The sequence below is a fragment of the Mesorhizobium sp. AA22 genome (assembly GCF_001672375.2).
In the GTDB taxonomy this organism is placed as follows: domain Bacteria; phylum Pseudomonadota; class Alphaproteobacteria; order Rhizobiales; family Rhizobiaceae; genus Mesorhizobium; species Mesorhizobium wenxiniae.
The window spans coordinates 6020771-6037047 of sequence record NZ_CP048406.1; the positions used below are offsets into that span (position 1 = coordinate 6020771).

Below are 16277 nucleotides of genomic sequence, written 5' to 3' on the forward strand. Positions count from 1 at the left end.
TGGGTTGTGAGCGGGTCACCGCTCGCCGCCTATGGTGCGTTCACGCGGCCTTTAGGCGCAAACGCGCCTTGGACCTCCTCGCGAACAACTTCCGTGTGGGCGCCGAGAGCAGGGACGGGCCGCAGCGAAGGCCGCTCGGAGTTGAAAACGGCTGCGGGCGCTATGACCTCGACAGTTCCTTCCGGAGTGCCGACTTTCACCCTGCGGACATGTGGATGCTGAGAGACATCCGCCACTTCGTTGAGTCGGCCATATGCCAGGCCTGCCGTCTCAAGCTCATCCATCGCCTCCTCACTAGAAAGCTCGGAGAAACGCCTTTCGATAATCTCATCAAGTCGAGCACGGTTACCGAGCCGCTCCATGTTGTCCGCAAAACCAGGCTCGCGCGTGAGTTCGCACTGCTTCAGGAACTTCGCGCAAAAGTTCACCCATTCCCGGTCGTTCTGCACCGAGAAGATGACGTCTTTGCCGTCGGCGCAACGGTAGGCGCCATATGGCGCCAACGACGGGTGAGTCACGCCGGCACGCACTGTCCGGTAACTGCTATAGTCGTGCTGCAGAACCGGAACGTTCATCCAATCGGCGACAGCATCGAAGAGCGAGACTTGTATGCCGGCGCCCTCACCTGTCCGCTCGCGGTGAAACAGGGCCTGGAGGATGGCACTATGCGCCGTCATGCCTGCCGAGATGTCGCAGACCGATACCCCTACCCGAGCAGGCCCATGTTGGGTACCGGTAATCGCGCACAGACCTGTTTCGGCCTGGACTATGAGATCGTAAGCCTTCAGGTGGGAAAATGGGCCACCTTCCCCGAAACCAGAGATATCGCAGGTTATCAGCCGCGGAAAGCGTCGGCGGAGATCCGCAGACCCGAAACCAAGTTTTTCGATGCTGCCCGGCTTCAGATTCTGGATGAAGACGTCGGCGTCGGCGATGAGCGAATCCAGGACGGCACAGTCCGCCTCCGACCTCAGGTCGAGGCAAACCGACTCCTTGCCCCGGTTAAGCCAGACGAAGTAAGCGCTTTGGCCCTGCACCAACCTGTCGTAGTTCCGGGCAAAGTCCCCTTCGGGCCTCTCGACTTTGATGACCCGGGCGCCAGCGTCCGCAAGGCGAGACGATGCATAAGGCGCGGCCACGGCCTGCTCCACGGCAACGACAGTTATCCCCTCAAGGCAGTTCTGCATGGCGATACACCGCGCCTTTCATCCAATACTTTCGGCTCGAGCACGACGACGGCTCAGCATCGCCAGTAACCGGCTTTGTTCATTCCCAACGATTGAAAATGCCTCGTCGACACCCATCCCAGGCTTTGCAAGCATCATGTCGGCCTGAGTTGCAACAGATACGTGAACAGAAGTCTGGGCGGAGAGATCTGTCTCGGTACAGCTTCCTCCCACGTAGGCTCCCACCTTGTTCTCCTTGCAGAGGAGAACGGCACGCGCTGTATCGGCTATCGAGCCGACATCAGGCGTCTTGATTTGAATGAGATGCGCGGCCTTCGCTTCGGCAAAGAGCCGAATGTCCTCGAGCGTATTGCACCTTTCGTCCACAACGATGCGTGCGTTGGATCCCCTGTCATTCAATATCGAGGTTATCCGGGCGTAGTTATCAATTTGGGCTTGCGTCGAACCGAAATCCGCGGGGCACTCGATGTTGAGGATGAACCCCGGCACCGTATCGGCAACCGTGCAGATAAAGTCGGCGATACGTTGCGGCTCCGGACCAATTTCCAGGCCAATCCAGCCGTACACATCGAAATGCAGCACCGGACGATAGCCCGGGCGGCCGATTTCGCGTGTACGCGTTGCGACCCACTTCACGAAAGTCATGAAGACCTGGCCGTCGACGCCGAATTTCTGCCTGGAATTTATCAGCCCGTGGGGAAGCACATCCACGGCCTTCAGAATCATCTTGTCCACATTGATTTCGCGTGCATCGCCGCTCTGGCAGTAAATCGGAACCCTTCGCGTCGGCAGCGGCAGGTCATATTCAGAACACACGACCTCTGCCATGGTGCTGTGTTGGATGTGGGCCGCAGCTCGAAGCAGCGCTTGGCTGACGCCGTACTCAATCGCAAGCGGTAGCCGCTTATGTTCGAGAGGCTGGAAGGCGTTCGCGCAGGCGTCGAGGTAACGTGACGCATCGACCTCCAGAAGACGTGGTGCGACCACCCGCGACGTCAAATCCGATATTTGGTTGGCCTCGAACAGAGGATCGCGTCCTCCAGCGCCAGAATATTGAACGCCCATCATGTCGCCCCAAACGACAGTGTCGTCGGTTAGGACAAGCCCAATGCTGAGCGAAGATGCCGGAACGCGGATGCACATGAACCCGGGCGTTAGCGGTTCGCCGAGATAGATGAAACCGTCCTGAGTCGCGCCGGCGCCGATACCAGCTTGGTCGTCGTAAAAAAATGCACCGGTGCCAGGCGCGAGGAGGATATCTTTGATCTGCACTACACTTCGCTCAGTTTTCTCAGATTGCTTTAAGGCATTGGAGGTCGGACCGCCGCCCTATAAGCATGCGTCACTTGGCGTTGAGTTTGCCAATATAATCTTCCGGACGGTGCCATCGCGTTTTCAGATGGCCATGATTGTCCGAGAGAAAATCGCCGTCCTGAGGCTTATTGCAGAGGCCAGTCCAACAAAACCCCTCTAATGCATTCCGTACCTTTAACCCAGCTTGTTTCGAGATACGATACAAACTCACGTTGGAAAAAGTACAACTGAATTCGGCACATTGCCGATGCTCGGCATTACGGGAAGGAGCATGCTTAGCCGATACAGCGGTCGAAAGCTTTGGACGCAGCGAACAGCCGATCCCAGACCCGACTTTGCGCCACCCGACCAACCGGTTGTAGCGTGTGGTGTTGAGACGATATCAATCCGGCACATCCGCCCAGGCGATCCAGTCCAGAAACGAAAAAAACCGTTGAGAACCTTGCGGTCGTCAACACGCGCCACGCCTCGAACCTTGTTTCCATTCAAGTCACCCAATTCGCGTAAGGGCGCATCGTGGCCCCACCAGAAGCTGAATCAGAACTCGCCAGGAAGCGGTGCCTCAATTTGTGAGTTTGCCGCCTTGCTAGTATCCCAACGCGCAGCCGTCGTTGCGCGGCTCAGATCCGCCGATCAAGACGCCGCGATCCCAATCGATCTTTACTGTCTGCGCACCGCCCAAGGCAGGTCGCGGAGGACAATGTCGTGGCCGCGCGCGCGGAGACCGTCGATGGTTCTTTGTGGAATGCTGGTCTCAACCGCAACCCTCTCGTCCCCCCAGAATAGACGAGGACAGTCGATCGCCTGCTGCACATCCATACCGTATTCGAGCATGTTGAGCATGACCTGCACGTGGCCCATCGGCTGGTAGTGCCCGCCCATTACGCCGAAGCTCATGTCGCAACGCCCGTTTTTCATGGCCAGCGCCGGAATGATGGTATGCATTGGCCGCTTGGCTGGGCCAAATATATATTAAGATGGTCCGGCGCAAGCGTGAAGCAGGCACCCCGGTTGGTCAGCAGCACGCCCGATTTGTCGGTACAGATGCCGCTGCCGAAGCCGGAGTACAGCGAGTTGATAAGCGACACCGCAGTGCGGTCCTTGTCCACCACCGCGAGATAGACCGTATTGCTACCGGGGTTGGAGCCGCTGGCAGCGCGCTCCTCTTGTTCATGTCGATGAGCGAAGCCAGTTTTTTGCCCCAGGCCTTGTCGGTTAGTGCCGCGATCGGCGTGCGCATGTGGTCGGCATCGCTAAGATGCGTGTCGCGCACGGCATAGCCGATCCGCGCCGCTTCAAGGACAAGGTGGAAGCGGTCCGGCCCGATCGGGTCGATCGACTTGGCGTCGAAATTCTCGAGGATGTTAAGCATCACCAGCGCGGCCAGTCCCTGCCCGTTCGGCGGGATCTCGACAAGATCGACTCCACGATAACTGGTCGAGATTGGAACGACCATATTGCCGCGATGATTGGCGAAGTCCTCGTCTGTTAGGAAACAGCCTCGGGCGGCAACTGTAGCCGCCATCTCGGCACCCACTGCGCCTTCGTAGAACCCCTTGCACCTTGTTGGCAATGGTCTTCAACGTCTCGGCGAGCGCCGGAAAACGGATTACGTCCCCTTCCTGTGGCGCCATGCCCTTGAACAGGTAGTGCTTCGCGGCGCCTCGACAGGCCGCGAGCTTGCCCGCATTGCGCTGCCAGTCCAAGGCAACACGCTGTGCGACCGGGAAGCCGCCTTCCGCGTACTGAATCGCTGCACGCAACACGCGATCAAGGCCGAACCGCCCGTGCGCCTTGAGGGTCTGCTCCCAGGCGTCGATCGCGCCTGGCACAGTAACGGAATGGACTGAATCACCGATCTCGCGCATCCCTTGGTCGCACAGCGCCTGATAGGACGCCTTGGCGCCAGAGAGCCCCGAACCATTGTAACCCCACGCCGGCTTACCTGGCTTTGAAATCAGCGCGTAGCAATCACCGCCGATGCCGGTATTGGCCGGCTCGACGACGCAGAGTGTAGCGACCGCGGCCGTGCCTCCATCGCGCAGAATGTCAACCGCCGCCAAGGTGGCAAGCGGATGCGAGGTGGCGGCCATACCGTTCATGGCAATGACGGGCGAACGCCCAGGGAGATGGAAATCGCGGTTCTTCTTAGTCTAGATAAATTGCGACGATACTGTCCTGGATCAGGTTAGGTACCGGGTTCGAGCATCTATTTCTTCCTACAAACGCAAAGCGCGGAGAGGGATCACGCTTGCCGGCATCACAACCAGGCATCGCCGGTGAACTGGCCCGGCTGCAGGATCGGGGGGTGCATCGATGATACCTGCGTGCACCGGCCATCGCCAGAGGCAGGACAACCTCGAGCGCTGGCGCCAAACACTTACAATCCCGCTTCCTGCTTGAAACTGCTTGCTGGCCTCTTGCCAAGCGATCTCGAAGTCCAGATCGAAGCCCCATCGAAAACTACAACACTGAGGCCACCACGAGAACCTAAGCAGTCGCACCCCGGCCGACGTGTACTTCGGACTTTGCCGAGCCGGCACTGCGCACTTGTAGCGTCGCAAGTCGCCGGCTAAAATGACAAGACAGATGAGCCACCTCAAAGGTGTCCCGCATATCATCTTCTTTTCATGTTCGTCGCGGCGAATAGCCGGTGGATGCGCGCCCTGGGTTCTCAGAGATTTACTGGTCGTGCAACGAGCGCCACCGCTTCGTCGACATCGACATGCTCTCCGGATCGGAGGCCGCAGACGATGGATGTGGAGGGCGCGCGAATATCTGTTGAACTACTCGACCACGGATCCATCGGGTGAACGATTCCAATCAGATCGCCTTGCTTGATTTCATCCAACACCGAGCAGCGAGGTTCGAAGATGCCGCGCGCAGGCGATTTCAGCAGATCGGAAGGCAACGTCTCGAGTGTCCGGCTAGATTGTTGGTGACGGAACGTAGGACACTCTGTTTCTCCCTCGATAATCCCGAGGGAGATGAGTGCGTTGCGTACCGCAGTTTCGGCGATCACAAGAATGTCCGAGTCGACGGTCCCGGCGCCAAGTTCAGCACAAATGAATACCTTGCCTTGGCTTTGCGCCAACGTATCAAACATACCACGCGTATCTGGTCCGTCCCAGATCAAAGTCACCGGCAACTTGAACGCCTCCGCCATTCGAAGCGTCTTGCGCATTAGATCAGCATCGGCAATAGGATGCGTCGTGCTTGCAGGGGCAAACTCCCATCGCGGTCCGAAGCCATGCAGATCGAATACTGTGTCGACCATTGGCAACAAGACGCGAGAAACCGCATCCGCGATGCGTTCGGACAATGGCCCGTCCGCGCGGCCCGGAAACACTCGATTGAGATTCAACCCGTCGACTGGCGAGTTGCGGCTCCATACCTCAACAGCTGGTGGATTGAGCACGGGTACGATGATGACCCTTCCACACTTCTGGGCATCGGGCAGCCAGTCAAGAAGTCGTCGCGCGATAATTGGCCCTTCCAATTCATTGCCATGACATCCGGCAGTGATAAGGAGACGCGGCCCCTCCCCTTTGTTGAGGCTTAGGACCGGGAGCAGAAGAGCTTCGCTGTCGGCGCCTTTTGGGACAACAAGGTGCCCCTTGCTTATGCCAGGCGTATCGAGATCGAACGTGAGGTGTGGTGCTTCGATCATTGTTGATCCGTATTTCGTGTAACTTCAAGCCGGATATTCGGCGGCTGTAGATATCGCATCTCAGCCGCGACGACGGCTTGCGTCAAATGCCGTTTCTATATTGTCGTCATCTGGCCGCGCGATGGGCCTCCAAGATACATTCCGGCCAAAAGCCTCATCCAGGCCATGCCACCGATGGGTCCCGGGATTAGACAACGGATGCCAGCATAAGCCGACAAAGGTCCGTAATGTCATAGATGGGTAGCGCTGTACGACGGCGGAGTGCGTCCGTGACTACAGGGAATCCCGTGCATTCGAACAGGAGCATTCCGATTTCTGGATGCTCCATGCGAAGTTGCGTCACACAAGCGTCGACCTCGCTCTCGAGCTGATCGCTGTCGGTCCGGATTGGTGGACGCGCCAAAGCATTGCGTAGAAATTCGCCGCCTTCTAGACCGCCAATGACCACTCTCGCTCTATCTGTCGGATCGCTGACGCCAAGCAAATCCGCACTGCAATGTCGCGAATCGGCCGTCACGATCGCAAGCTTATGAGCAGGCGCCAACTGCCGCAGCAACGTAGGAACGAAGAGCAGACTGGACATCGCTACGGGTATTTTAACGGCGGCGGCAACCGCCGCCTGATGCCGGATGAAAAACCCGCAGTCAGAAGAAATCACCCCTGCGCCTCGTTTAACCAACCGTCGAGCGGCTGCGACGCAGGGCCCTTCGACGGAAGGGTCACCACGAATGACGATTTCTGGCCAGCCCCCCTCCACGATTTCCGTGATGACTGGGCGGCCGAAGTTCGTCGGATTCCAGAGGGAGCCGGGCTGCGGAACTCCCAACGATTTCTCGGCCAATAGACCTTCATCAAGTTGAAGGATACCAAGGGCATTGCGGCGTTGAGCCATCAGAACACGCTCCTAAAAAGATCGTCACGTAGTTCATAGAAGACGCCTCCGCCGAAACTAGAGCTTCGGGATTCATTCACTATTCGACTACGGTGAATTTTTAGAGTAGACTGTTCAGGAAATGCTCAGGCTCGATACACAGTGTGCGGAGTCCTGCTCAGTATCTCGGCTCCATTGTCTGTCGCCAACACGCTCTCGCTGCAGCCGATCTGATAACCGTCTTCATCAAAGAGAATGATCGGAATATGGAAGCTCATATTGGGCTCTATCACATCATCGGCCTCTGGTTCGATGCTAAGGTCACCGCGGTCGCTCCAATAGACGCCGATCTGATACCCAGTTCGGCTGCGAAGCGCTTCCGGACGAGCACTCTGCGCCACCACCTTGCGTATTGCCGCACTCACGGCCCCGGTCGTCACGCCCGGCTTGATGGCTTCGACAGCCGCTTCGATTGCCTCTTCTGCGATCTTGTGCAGGGATTCGAGCCCGGGATGACGCCCCAGAACGGCGGACCGGCATAGAGGCGCGCAATAGTCCCTAGAAACTCCGCTAAGTTCTATGAATGCCGCCTCATTCATTCGGATGGGATAGTTTGCCGGCCGAGCATGCGGCAATCGCAGCCGTTCCCCGAACGGTACGTTCAGAGGGGATGCCAATTCATTGCCGGCAGCATTTACTTTTTTTCGAATTGCGGCAGCCATTTCAGTTTCCGTGACACCCTCGCGAATCAATTCATAAAACGTATTGATCGCAAGATCCGTGACGATCGCGGCCTCCCGCAAAGCCTCGATCTCCACCTCGCTCTTTACGGCTGCGACGAACGTAACGAGCTTACTGGCATCAACAATCTTAAGGCCCGGAAGCTCTTGTTGAAGCGCGTTGACATCGGCAGGCGCGAGAGACGAGCGCGCGAGCTCCATACCGACCCGCTTATTATGGAGATTTAGACGTCGCAGAACATCACTGCAGACGGTGGGAAGCTCGTAAGCTTGCGTGTAGGGGATGATATCATCAATGCAACTGAAAGCCCTGATGCTCTCCTCGTCAAACTTGCGTACGACAAAAGTCGGTTCGCGCCCAGGAGAGAGTATTAACGGATGAGGCGCAAAATAGGTACTTGCACCGGAGTCTCCTGTCAAATAGCGGAGATGGCTCTGTGCGGTAACAAGCACCGCATCCAGGCCTGCTCGTTCCACAGCTTCGAGCACCCGCCGCTGCCGCTTCTCATACTCGGATCGATCAAACAATGTGCCGGTACAAGGGATTGTCGCCCGCTTCGTATTCATCGACTGTCTCCATGACCTCTAGGATGTGCGGCCCATCAAAGCATCAAGTTGATTTTGCGCAACACGGGGCAGCCGACGCTGATCAAGCAACTCAGACCGCAGCAATAAGGCAAATCAGGCCTTTCGGTCAGACAATCCCTCCAGCAGTGGCTTACGTCAAATGCAGTTTCTATATCGCCGTCATCTCGGCGCGCGATGGAGCGAAAGAGTCCAATCCACCGCCCACGCTCTTGATGGATTCGAACCGAGAGTCGGCCGAAATCACGGAGCGAAAGTTGCTGGGCGACGATCCAGATGGCCCCGGCGAAGCCAATGCCGAAAGGAGTCCACGCCATGAACAGCGGACACGAAGGTCCCGGCTGCTCACATGCGAGGGCAGCCGGAGACTCATCATATTGACGCCTATTTCGCGTGGATCGAGGCGGGTCAGCGATCAGATGATCAGATGCGCGGCTTCCTCGAAGAAACGCGGCCGAAGTGGAAGCGGATGTTAGCCCACCCGACGTTACACCCGGCGGCCGTAAGTTCGGGCCTCGCACCTAGTGAGCTATCGCAAGTGGGTGCTGCGCATCATGGAGACCAAATGGCCTCGTGCTGCGCGCCATGCCGCCCTACCGCCCGGCCCGAACCCATGACGTGTCGTGTCATCACGTTGGGCTCCAACATCCGCTGGTGTTCGGACCATCTCGAACTGAAATACCGCAACGGGGATATCGTGCGCGTGCTGTTAGTCATCGATGCCTGCGACCGGGATAGCATCGCCTGGTCGGCCCTCGCCCATGGCGACGTCTCGGGCCAGATGGTGCGTTATCTCATGATTGAAGCCGGCGAGCGGCGCTTTGGTGGCATCAAGACGCCGCATCCTGTCCAATGGCTGTCCGACAATGCAGTAATGCAGTGCCTACATCGCCCGGAAAACGGCGACCACCGCACCGGCACTCGGCCTCAGGCTCGCCTTCACTCCCGTCCGCTCCCGCAAAGCAACGGCATCTCCGAGGCATTCGTGAAAACGCTGAAACGGGACTACGCCCGAAACGTCATTCTGCCCGACGCCGAAACTGTGATGGCCTTGTTGCCGAAATGGTTCGACGACTACAATGAAATCCACCCGCGCGCCGGCTTGCGCTTCCTCTCGCCACGCGAGTTCAGGGCTAAGGCCGTTGGTACTTAATGCAACCCGCTGCCTGTCCGGTCAAACGGGAGCCACTCCGTCGCGCTTCTCGGCAAACTTGGGATAGCCGCCGTAGCGTCGACCTGCAGCCTGTTCTCAAACCGAGGGATCCGACAGTGTACGCAGAGCCTTGGGGGCCGACCGCCAACCCATGAAGTAGAGTACGACAAGGCAGATCACGGGTACAAGCATTAGCAAAGACGCCACCGCGGCAATAGTCGGGTCGATCTGATGGCGGATATCCTCATACATCTTCAGAGGCAGCGTGCGGATCGAGAGCCCAGCTATCAGCGATGTAATAACGACTTCATCGAAGGAGGCGAGGAACGCGAACACGGCGCCGCCGATTATGCCCGGTCGGATCAAGGGCAGGGTCACACGCATAAAAGTCCGTATCGGCCCTGCGCGCATGCTCATCGCCGCCTGCTCCAGCCGTGGGTCGAAATTTGCCAGCGTAGCGGAGACGATCACGACGACGTAGCCAATGGCAACTATGCTATGCGCCAGGACGATGCCAGACATCGAGCCAAGTAGCCCGAATTTGACCAACCCGAGATAGGTCGCGATAGCGACTACGATGGCGGGAAAGGTGATCGGCGTCAGAATCGCCATGGTTAGTGAACTGCGCAGCCACGGCAGCGTTCGGTTGAGGCCGTAGGCCGCAAGTGTGCCCACGACAGTCGAAACGGCGGCAACGACTATACCGATCTGTAGCGTTGTCGAAGCGGCGTTGTACCAGAACGGGTCGCTGAAGAACGCGCGGTACCACTGCAGCGAGAGCCCCGAAGGCGGAAATTGCAAAAGCTTCCCCGGGCTGAATGACATGATTAGAACGAGAAGCTCAGGAAAGAGCAAGTAGAACATGACGAGCACTAGAAACACCGTGCCGATGATCTCCGACCAGCGAACGTGGCCGCCTCCCCGGTATAGCTGTGCCGTCCAGCGCTTTGCCCGACGGAGAGTAAGAAGTTCGCCCAGGTAGCGCTTCAGTGGGCCAAATGACAGTAGCCGACTTGGCCAGGATCTCCTCGCGGGTTGCGCAGTGCGGCTCTGCGTACCGGAAAGATCAAGACCAATTATGGAAAGCACGCCAAAGGCTATCGCCAGCAGAATAAAGGCCGCGGCGGCGACGCGCCCCATGTCAAAGAAGGTCTGGACCTGCGACGCAATGAAGGTCGAAAGCATGGCGTCTCCCAAACCGCCGAGTGCGGCCGGCGTGATGTAGAAGCCAAGGCAGATCACGAAGACCAATAGGGATCCGCTGCGCACGCCCGGCATGCTGAGCGGAAAAAAAACGCGCCAAAATGCGGTGAATGGCCGCGCGCCCATGCTGGGCGCCGCGGCCATCAAGGACTTGTCGATACTCATCATGACACTGACTAGAGGCAGGATCATCATGGGAAGCATGATGTGTACCATACCGATGTAGACGGCCTTTCGGTTGTAGATTAGCAGCAGCGGACTAGAGATAAGCCCGAGGTCGAGCAACAGGTTGTTGATTAGGCCGCGATCACCAAGAATCACAATCCATGCATAGGTCCGCACTAACCCACTGGTCAGATAGGGGACGATGACGAGCACGATGAGCGCCATGCGCACGCGCTTCGGAGCGGCCACGATCAGATAGGCCGTGGGATAGCCGATGAGGAGGCAAATTCCCGTAGCAACTGCACTAATCTCGATCGTCTGGTAAAGCACGCGGACATTCGCCGGCTGGCCGAAAAACGCGTGATAATTGGCGAGCGAGAAACCTGGCGCATCGAGGCTAGTCAGGAACAGCAGGATTATCGGCATGCCGAAGACAGCCAGCAGAACTGCGATGGCCGGCACAGTGAGCAAGATGGGCATTCGGCCCAAGTTCTTAAGTGTATCCATCCGCTTTCCCCTCTCGGCGCCTCATGCAGTGACGAAGCGAACGTCGGACCGAAGCCAGTCGAGGCGTACCTCATCCCCAGGCTGAAAAATCTGCTGTCCCGAAGCTACGTGCTCGCGCGTAATGAGCATGATGCTGCCGACGCGCACGTGGTATTTCCGCAACGCGCCGGCATAGATCATATCTTCGACGGTACCGATGATGGACTGTCTTTGGTCCGCATCGGCGCGCCTCGGGGCAGTACGGGCGGCGACGCAGATACGCTCCGGCCGGAGCATCGCGAGAGTGCCGGAGCGCGGCGTGCCATTGTGTTCGACCTTGAACTCAGGGCATTCAAGAATATTGGCTTCCCCCAGAAAGTACGCCACGAACCGCGTAGCGGGCCGGTCGTACAGCGACTCCGGTGTGTCGGTCTGCTCAATCTGCCCGCCGCGCATGACGACGATGCGATCCGACAGCGTAAGCGCCTCCTCCTGATCGTGCGTGACACATACGGTGGTTTTGCCAAACTCCCGATGGAGGCTTTTGAGCTCGCCTTGCATCTGCTCGCGAAGGTTGCGATCAAGAGCGCCCAGCGGCTCATCGAGTAGCAGGAACGGTGGGTCGGCGATCAGCGCTCGAGCAAGCGCCACCCGCTGCTGCTGGCCGCCGCTCAATTGCGACGGCATGCGGTCGCCAAAATCCTCCAGGTGCACTCGCTTAAGCATGCGAACGACGTGGTTTGTTCTCTCGGCAGCCTTCATACCGCGCATTTCGAGTGGAAATTCCAGGTTGGCGCGCACCGTGAGGTGTGGAAATAGCGCATAGCTCTGAAAGACGATGCCTTGGTCACGCCGGTAAGACGGGACTGAGGCAACCGACTTTCCAGCAATGCGGATGTCCCCCTTACTGGGCGCTACAAACCCCGCGAGCAGCATCAGTGCTGTGGTCTTCCCCGACCCGCTTGGTCCGAGTATGGTCAAGAACTCGCCGCGACGAACTCGAAGTGATAGATCTTTCACCGCAGCGATCGAACCGTACATCTTGGTGACACTGCAGAATTCTAGCTGCGCAGGGACCGCAACTTTCTCCAATGCTTGATCCTCGGTGATTACCAGAGTGGCGCCTTCGACATGCAAAGTTACAAATCCTCCAATACGATCGAACTGAGGCGCCAGACGCGCTGCTTCCTAGTCGCGCGGGTGCCCACAATGTGGCTTCATCCATTTGGTCGGTCGGCCAACCAACTGGATCGTCGCCGCCTTTACAACAGTCTTCGTGGATGATTATTGAAGAATCCACTCGTTCCAACGCTGGATAAGCCGCTCTATGTTTGATTTACCGTCTGCCCCCACCTCAGCGTACCATTTGGCATCCGATACTATGCTGGATGCTAGATATTCAGGGTGGCTGGCGAGCTTTCGCCCGAGATCATCCGGTATCAGCTTGAACGCATTTCCGTTCGTTGGACCATAAGGAATAAGCTGTGCAAACGCAGCCTGCCTATCAGCCCGGGTGATGAACTCGATGAATTTCTGTGCGTTTTGCAAATTCGGGCAGCCCTTCGGAATCCCCCAGCTTTCCCACGACAGCACTGACTGGCTTCGATTGATCTCTAGCGGCGCACCTTGGTCGATTAGTAGAGCCGCCCGGCCGTCGTAGGACTCCGCCAAATCAACCGCTCTGTCGTGCATCATCTGCTGAATTTCAGATCCGGTCATCCACCACTTGCGTACATGCGGCTTGATCTTGTCCAGACTGGCGAAAACTCGGTCGATATCCAAAGGAAAGATGGCGTCAGCAGGCACACCATCCGCCAATAGAGCCGGAACCCACGGACCACCACCCTCCGCACCGGACGCCAAGGTGCGAACTCCAGGAAACTTTTCGACATCCCAAAAATCTCCCCAATTGGATGGGCGCGGCTTATCAGCCGGGAATTTTTCGGTATCGTAGACCATGCATTTCGCGAAGACAATTGAACCCACACTATACGGCGTTCTAGTGAAGTCCAGCATGGCATCTAGATTGTCCTTCTTGTAGATTGAGTAATCAATCTTTTCGAGGAAACCTGTCTCTGGAGCGCGAACATCCGTGAATGGTTGCACTGGAACCACATCGACCGAAACACTGTTGGTCGACACCATCAGCTGAAGCTGGGCCTCGGGAACTTCGTCGGTGATCGGCGTCACTTTGATGCCGGTCTCGGCTTCGAAAGGTTTTACAAAGGCTTCAATACACGCCTTTCCGTATTCACCACCATTCAGCGCAACCTTCAGCTCGCCCGCGGACTGCGCAACAGCGCGCGGGATTTCAGAAGACACCGCACCTAGGGCCACAGCGGACGCCGCTTGTATAAAACTTCTGCGGTTCATGGCTAACGTCATTTGCTTGTTCTCCCTCATTGTTCCCACCACTGGACAGGAATCGCTTCTTTCGAAATTGCGCCTACGACGTTGCGTTAAACAAGCAGCGCCGATCGATTAGACTTATCCAATAGCCGATGCTATTAAGCGACGGCTCCAACACTGGATCCTGGGTTGTGCAGTGCGGCAGTCAAACTGTTGGCTACGGAGCATGTAAGCGCCCGGCCGTGCCTCGCGCATGTAGCCGAAAGTCCTCCCATTCCCATCTATGGTCGCCCACAAGCCCGGGCACTCACGAACTGCCGCGTTCAGCGATCATGCAACAGAGCATCAAACGCGCGACGGCTTCGGTCAAATATAGTTTGAATATGTCTGTCATCTGCAAGAGAGATGGTACCCTAGTCCCTATGATTGCTGGGCCTGAAGGTGGCCCGTGATCCGATATGCAACGGTACGAGTTTAAGCCGGCTGGCCGGCGCCGAGCCTCATGCATAGGAGACTGGCCATATGGAACATATCAGATCTGTCGGTTTGGATATTCACAAGGAGCGGATTTCGATCGCGGTGGCAGAGAGCGGACGTGGCGGGTTGGTGGAATATCTCGGCGAGATTGCCAATGACCCTGATGCCATCAAAAAGCTAAGCGATCGTCTGGAGCGTCCCAGCAAGCCGCTGGCGTTTTGCTATGAGGCCGGCCCGTGCGGTTATGGCGTCTATCGCCAACTCACCAGCCTGGGCCATCGGTGCGACGTGGCGGCGCCATCGCTGATTCCGCGGAAGCCTGGCGATCGGGTGAAGACAAACCGTCGCGACGCCACCATGCTCGTCCGCCTCAATCGGGCCGGAGAGTTGACCCTCGTCTGGGCGCCCGATACGGATCACGAAGCCATGCGCGTCTTGATCCGGCTGCGCAGCGTCGTGCGCCAGGTGGTGACGCGAGCGCGTCAACATCTTCAGGGATTTCTGCTGCGTCACGGGCATAAGCACGAGCGTGGGACGGCCTGGCGAATGGCTTACCGGCGATGGCTTTCGACATTGGGCTTCGAACATCCCGCTCAGCAGATCGCATTTCAGGACTACGTCGATGCCTTCATGGACGGTGCTCGATCCCGGGCGAGGACAAACCAAAAAGGGCTACTTCTGGGCGATCGCCTCGGATGACCGGGGTCATGGCGGCGTCAGTCCGCCGATCGTGCTGTTCAGATATGCGGCGGGCGCAGCGGCGCCTTTGCCGAACAGTTGGTTCGAGAAGCAGCTGTCGATGATCTCTTCCGGTTCCCAACTGGCCACTGATATCCGTTGCTACGCGCTCGCTTACCGGGAGAGCCTGACCAGGTTCCTGGAGGACGGTCGCCTGGAGCTGGACACCAACCCGGTCGAAAACGCCATCAGGCCGGTGGCCCTGACGAGAAAAAATGCGCTGTTTGCGGCGCATGAGGTTGGGGCCGAAAATTGGGCGCTGCTGGCCTCCATCGTGGCGACCTGCAAACTGGGCGACGTCAATCCGGTCGCCTACATTGCCCAATCGCTGCAGGCGGATCATCGATGGCCATCCTCAAAGCCGAACCGAGCAGCTCATGCCCTGGAACTTCCCGAAAGTGTCAAGCCAAGACGCATTGGGGATCGGCAATGCGCTTACGCCAATGCCCTCAAAGGATGGGCATTCCATGACAAAAGATAAACTGCACATAACTCAAATTCACACTACGTGCCGCATTGACGCGATAGAGTTTCGGCGATGCCGATCGAGGACGGCGCCCTGAGCCCCAACCCTGCGAACTGCAGCTTTGTGCACACGTGCACGAGTGACAACATCCAGCAAAAGGCTCCGGAGCTGAGACTATGAACGCCTGCCGAGTCCGACCAGTCTTATTTGGTCACGTAGATGCATTTCCCCAAAGCGGTCAAGAAGGGGCATGCGCTTTGCCGACATCGGAAAGCTGACCGATGAGACTGACAACCGAACGTCTCATATTGCGTCCCTGGGAGCACAAAGACCGGAGCCCGATGGCGCGAATTTACGGCAGTGCGCACGTCATGCGTTTTCATTCCAAAGTGCTCACTGTCGAGGAAGCTAACGTCAAGATTGACCGTGCGATCGAGCTTGTCCGGACGGACGGGTTTCATTTTCAGGCGGCAGAGCTGAAGGGCAGCGGCGAGCTTATCGGTATGATTGGACTCGGCGTCCTCTCAGAGGCGGTGCAGGCGGCAAATCCCAATCATCGGATCGTCGAAATCGGCTGGCTTCTCGCAAATGAGCATTGGGGCAAAGGGCTAGCGCCCGAAGGTGCGCGCGCGTGGCTCGACTACGCCTGGTCAATCAATCTACCAGAGGTCGTAGCCATCACAGCCAAGGCTAACGCGCCTAGCCGAAGGGTCATGCAGAAGATCGGCATGATCTATGATCCCGGAGGCGGTTACGAGAACCCCAAGGCCCAAGGCCCCGAGGGCCATTGGTTGCGACCAAATGTGGTCTACAGGAAGCGGAATCCGACATTGTAATGGTTGCAATCTATGGTTGTGGCGAGTAGCTCAGCCA

Annotated in this window: 13 protein-coding genes and 3 pseudogenes; 4 read left to right on the forward strand and 12 right to left on the reverse strand. The window is 57.8% G+C overall.

All coding sequences use genetic code 11. The annotated features are described in order from the left end of the window. Window positions 1–29: 29 nt before the first annotated feature. The 9 genes and pseudogenes from A9K68_RS28600 to A9K68_RS28630 form a co-directional block, all read right to left on the reverse strand. A complete protein-coding gene (locus A9K68_RS28600; protein WP_065009159.1) occupies window positions 30–1187 on the reverse strand; it encodes a CaiB/BaiF CoA-transferase family protein in 1158 nt (385 codons plus the stop codon). A gap of 18 nt (window positions 1188–1205) precedes the next feature. Further along, complete coding sequence (locus tag A9K68_RS28605) at window positions 1206–2459, reverse strand: methylaspartate ammonia-lyase (protein WP_065009158.1); 1254 nt, start codon at window positions 2457–2459, stop codon at window positions 1206–1208. 427 nt (window positions 2460–2886) lie between these two features. After that, window positions 2887–2981, reverse strand: a pseudogene (locus tag A9K68_RS28610) (IS5/IS1182 family transposase); the annotation flags it as partial. Between the two features lie 180 nt (window positions 2982–3161). After that, window positions 3162–3446 (reverse strand): gamma-glutamyltransferase, encoded by a 285-nt coding sequence (locus A9K68_RS32355; RefSeq protein ID WP_280952218.1) that lies wholly within the window; start codon window positions 3444–3446, stop codon window positions 3162–3164. Window positions 3447–3516: 70 nt separating this feature from the next. Beyond that, the gene (locus tag A9K68_RS32540; RefSeq protein ID WP_348640697.1) at window positions 3517–3873 is read right to left on the reverse strand and encodes a gamma-glutamyltransferase; all 357 of its coding nucleotides are present in this window, start codon (window positions 3871–3873) and stop codon (window positions 3517–3519) included. Next, window positions 3866–4603: a gamma-glutamyltransferase gene (locus A9K68_RS32545; protein ID WP_348626650.1), complete on the reverse strand. Its 738-nt coding sequence runs from the start codon at window positions 4601–4603 to the stop codon at window positions 3866–3868. Before A9K68_RS32545 ends, A9K68_RS32540 begins: the two co-directional genes overlap by 8 nt. Window positions 4604–5175: 572 nt before the next feature. Next, window positions 5176–6171 carry a succinylglutamate desuccinylase/aspartoacylase family protein gene (locus A9K68_RS28620; protein WP_065009157.1) on the reverse strand — a complete coding sequence of 332 codons (996 nt, stop codon included), beginning with the start codon at window positions 6169–6171 and terminating at the stop codon, window positions 5176–5178. A gap of 187 nt (window positions 6172–6358) precedes the next feature. Continuing rightward, window positions 6359–7063 (reverse strand): hypothetical protein, encoded by a 705-nt coding sequence (locus tag A9K68_RS28625; protein WP_163603085.1) that lies wholly within the window; start codon window positions 7061–7063, stop codon window positions 6359–6361. A 125-nt stretch (window positions 7064–7188) separates the two neighbouring features. Next, a complete protein-coding gene (locus A9K68_RS28630; protein WP_065009156.1) occupies window positions 7189–8349 on the reverse strand; it encodes a Xaa-Pro peptidase family protein in 1161 nt (386 codons plus the stop codon). Window positions 8350–8903: 554 nt separating this feature from the next. Here A9K68_RS28630 and A9K68_RS28635 point away from each other — a divergent pair. Continuing rightward, window positions 8904–9520, forward strand: a pseudogene (locus tag A9K68_RS28635) (integrase core domain-containing protein); the annotation flags it as partial. A gap of 96 nt (window positions 9521–9616) precedes the next feature. On the opposite strand, the gene A9K68_RS28640 reads toward A9K68_RS28635, so the two are convergent. The 3 genes from A9K68_RS28640 to A9K68_RS28650 form a co-directional block, all read right to left on the reverse strand. Then, window positions 9617–11395 carry an ABC transporter permease subunit gene (locus A9K68_RS28640; protein WP_065009155.1) on the reverse strand — a complete coding sequence of 593 codons (1779 nt, stop codon included), beginning with the start codon at window positions 11393–11395 and terminating at the stop codon, window positions 9617–9619. 21 nt (window positions 11396–11416) lie between these two features. Further along, window positions 11417–12466 (reverse strand): ABC transporter ATP-binding protein, encoded by a 1050-nt coding sequence (locus A9K68_RS28645; protein ID WP_245430175.1) that lies wholly within the window; start codon window positions 12464–12466, stop codon window positions 11417–11419. Between the two features lie 192 nt (window positions 12467–12658). After that, window positions 12659–13759 carry an ABC transporter substrate-binding protein gene (locus tag A9K68_RS28650; protein ID WP_065009186.1) on the reverse strand — a complete coding sequence of 367 codons (1101 nt, stop codon included), beginning with the start codon at window positions 13757–13759 and terminating at the stop codon, window positions 12659–12661. A 486-nt stretch (window positions 13760–14245) separates the two neighbouring features. Here A9K68_RS28650 and A9K68_RS28655 point away from each other — a divergent pair, with 486 nt between their 5' ends. The 3 genes and pseudogenes from A9K68_RS28655 to A9K68_RS28665 all read left to right on the forward strand — a co-directional run bounded on the left by A9K68_RS28655 (window position 14246) and on the right by A9K68_RS28665 (window position 16240). Beyond that, a complete protein-coding gene (locus A9K68_RS28655; protein ID WP_065009153.1) occupies window positions 14246–14899 on the forward strand; it encodes an IS110 family transposase in 654 nt (217 codons plus the stop codon). Between the two features lie 103 nt (window positions 14900–15002). Beyond that, window positions 15003–15330 (forward strand): annotated as a pseudogene (locus tag A9K68_RS32050) (transposase); the annotation flags it as partial. Window positions 15331–15685: 355 nt separating this feature from the next. Beyond that, entirely contained in the window at window positions 15686–16240 is a 555-nt protein-coding gene (locus tag A9K68_RS28665) for a GNAT family N-acetyltransferase (protein WP_065009151.1), read from the forward strand. The last annotated feature ends 37 nt before the right edge of the window (window positions 16241–16277 follow it).

Excerpts from the sequence above, each read along its gene's own strand:
- A9K68_RS32355 (WP_280952218.1), bottom strand. The coding sequence starts at position 3,446 with ATGCATACCATCATTCCGGCGCTGGCCATGAAAAACGGGCGTTGCGAC.
- A9K68_RS28640 (WP_065009155.1), bottom strand. The coding sequence starts at position 11,395 with ATGGATACACTTAAGAACTTGGGCCGAATGCCCATCTTGCTCACTGTG.
- A9K68_RS28650 (WP_065009186.1), bottom strand. The coding sequence starts at position 13,759 with ATGACGTTAGCCATGAACCGCAGAAGTTTTATACAAGCGGCGTCCGCT.
- A9K68_RS28620 (WP_065009157.1), bottom strand. The coding sequence starts at position 6,171 with ATGATCGAAGCACCACACCTCACGTTCGATCTCGATACGCCTGGCATA.
- A9K68_RS32545 (WP_348626650.1), bottom strand. The coding sequence starts at position 4,603 with ATGAACGGTATGGCCGCCACCTCGCATCCGCTTGCCACCTTGGCGGCG.
- A9K68_RS28625 (WP_163603085.1), bottom strand. The coding sequence starts at position 7,063 with ATGGCTCAACGCCGCAATGCCCTTGGTATCCTTCAACTTGATGAAGGT.
- A9K68_RS28665 (WP_065009151.1), top strand. The coding sequence starts at position 15,686 with ATGAGACTGACAACCGAACGTCTCATATTGCGTCCCTGGGAGCACAAA.
- A9K68_RS28630 (WP_065009156.1), bottom strand. The coding sequence starts at position 8,349 with ATGAATACGAAGCGGGCGACAATCCCTTGTACCGGCACATTGTTTGAT.
- A9K68_RS28600 (WP_065009159.1), bottom strand. The coding sequence starts at position 1,187 with ATGCAGAACTGCCTTGAGGGGATAACTGTCGTTGCCGTGGAGCAGGCC.
- A9K68_RS32540 (WP_348640697.1), bottom strand. The coding sequence starts at position 3,873 with ATGCTTAACATCCTCGAGAATTTCGACGCCAAGTCGATCGACCCGATC.
- A9K68_RS28655 (WP_065009153.1), top strand. The coding sequence starts at position 14,246 with ATGGAACATATCAGATCTGTCGGTTTGGATATTCACAAGGAGCGGATT.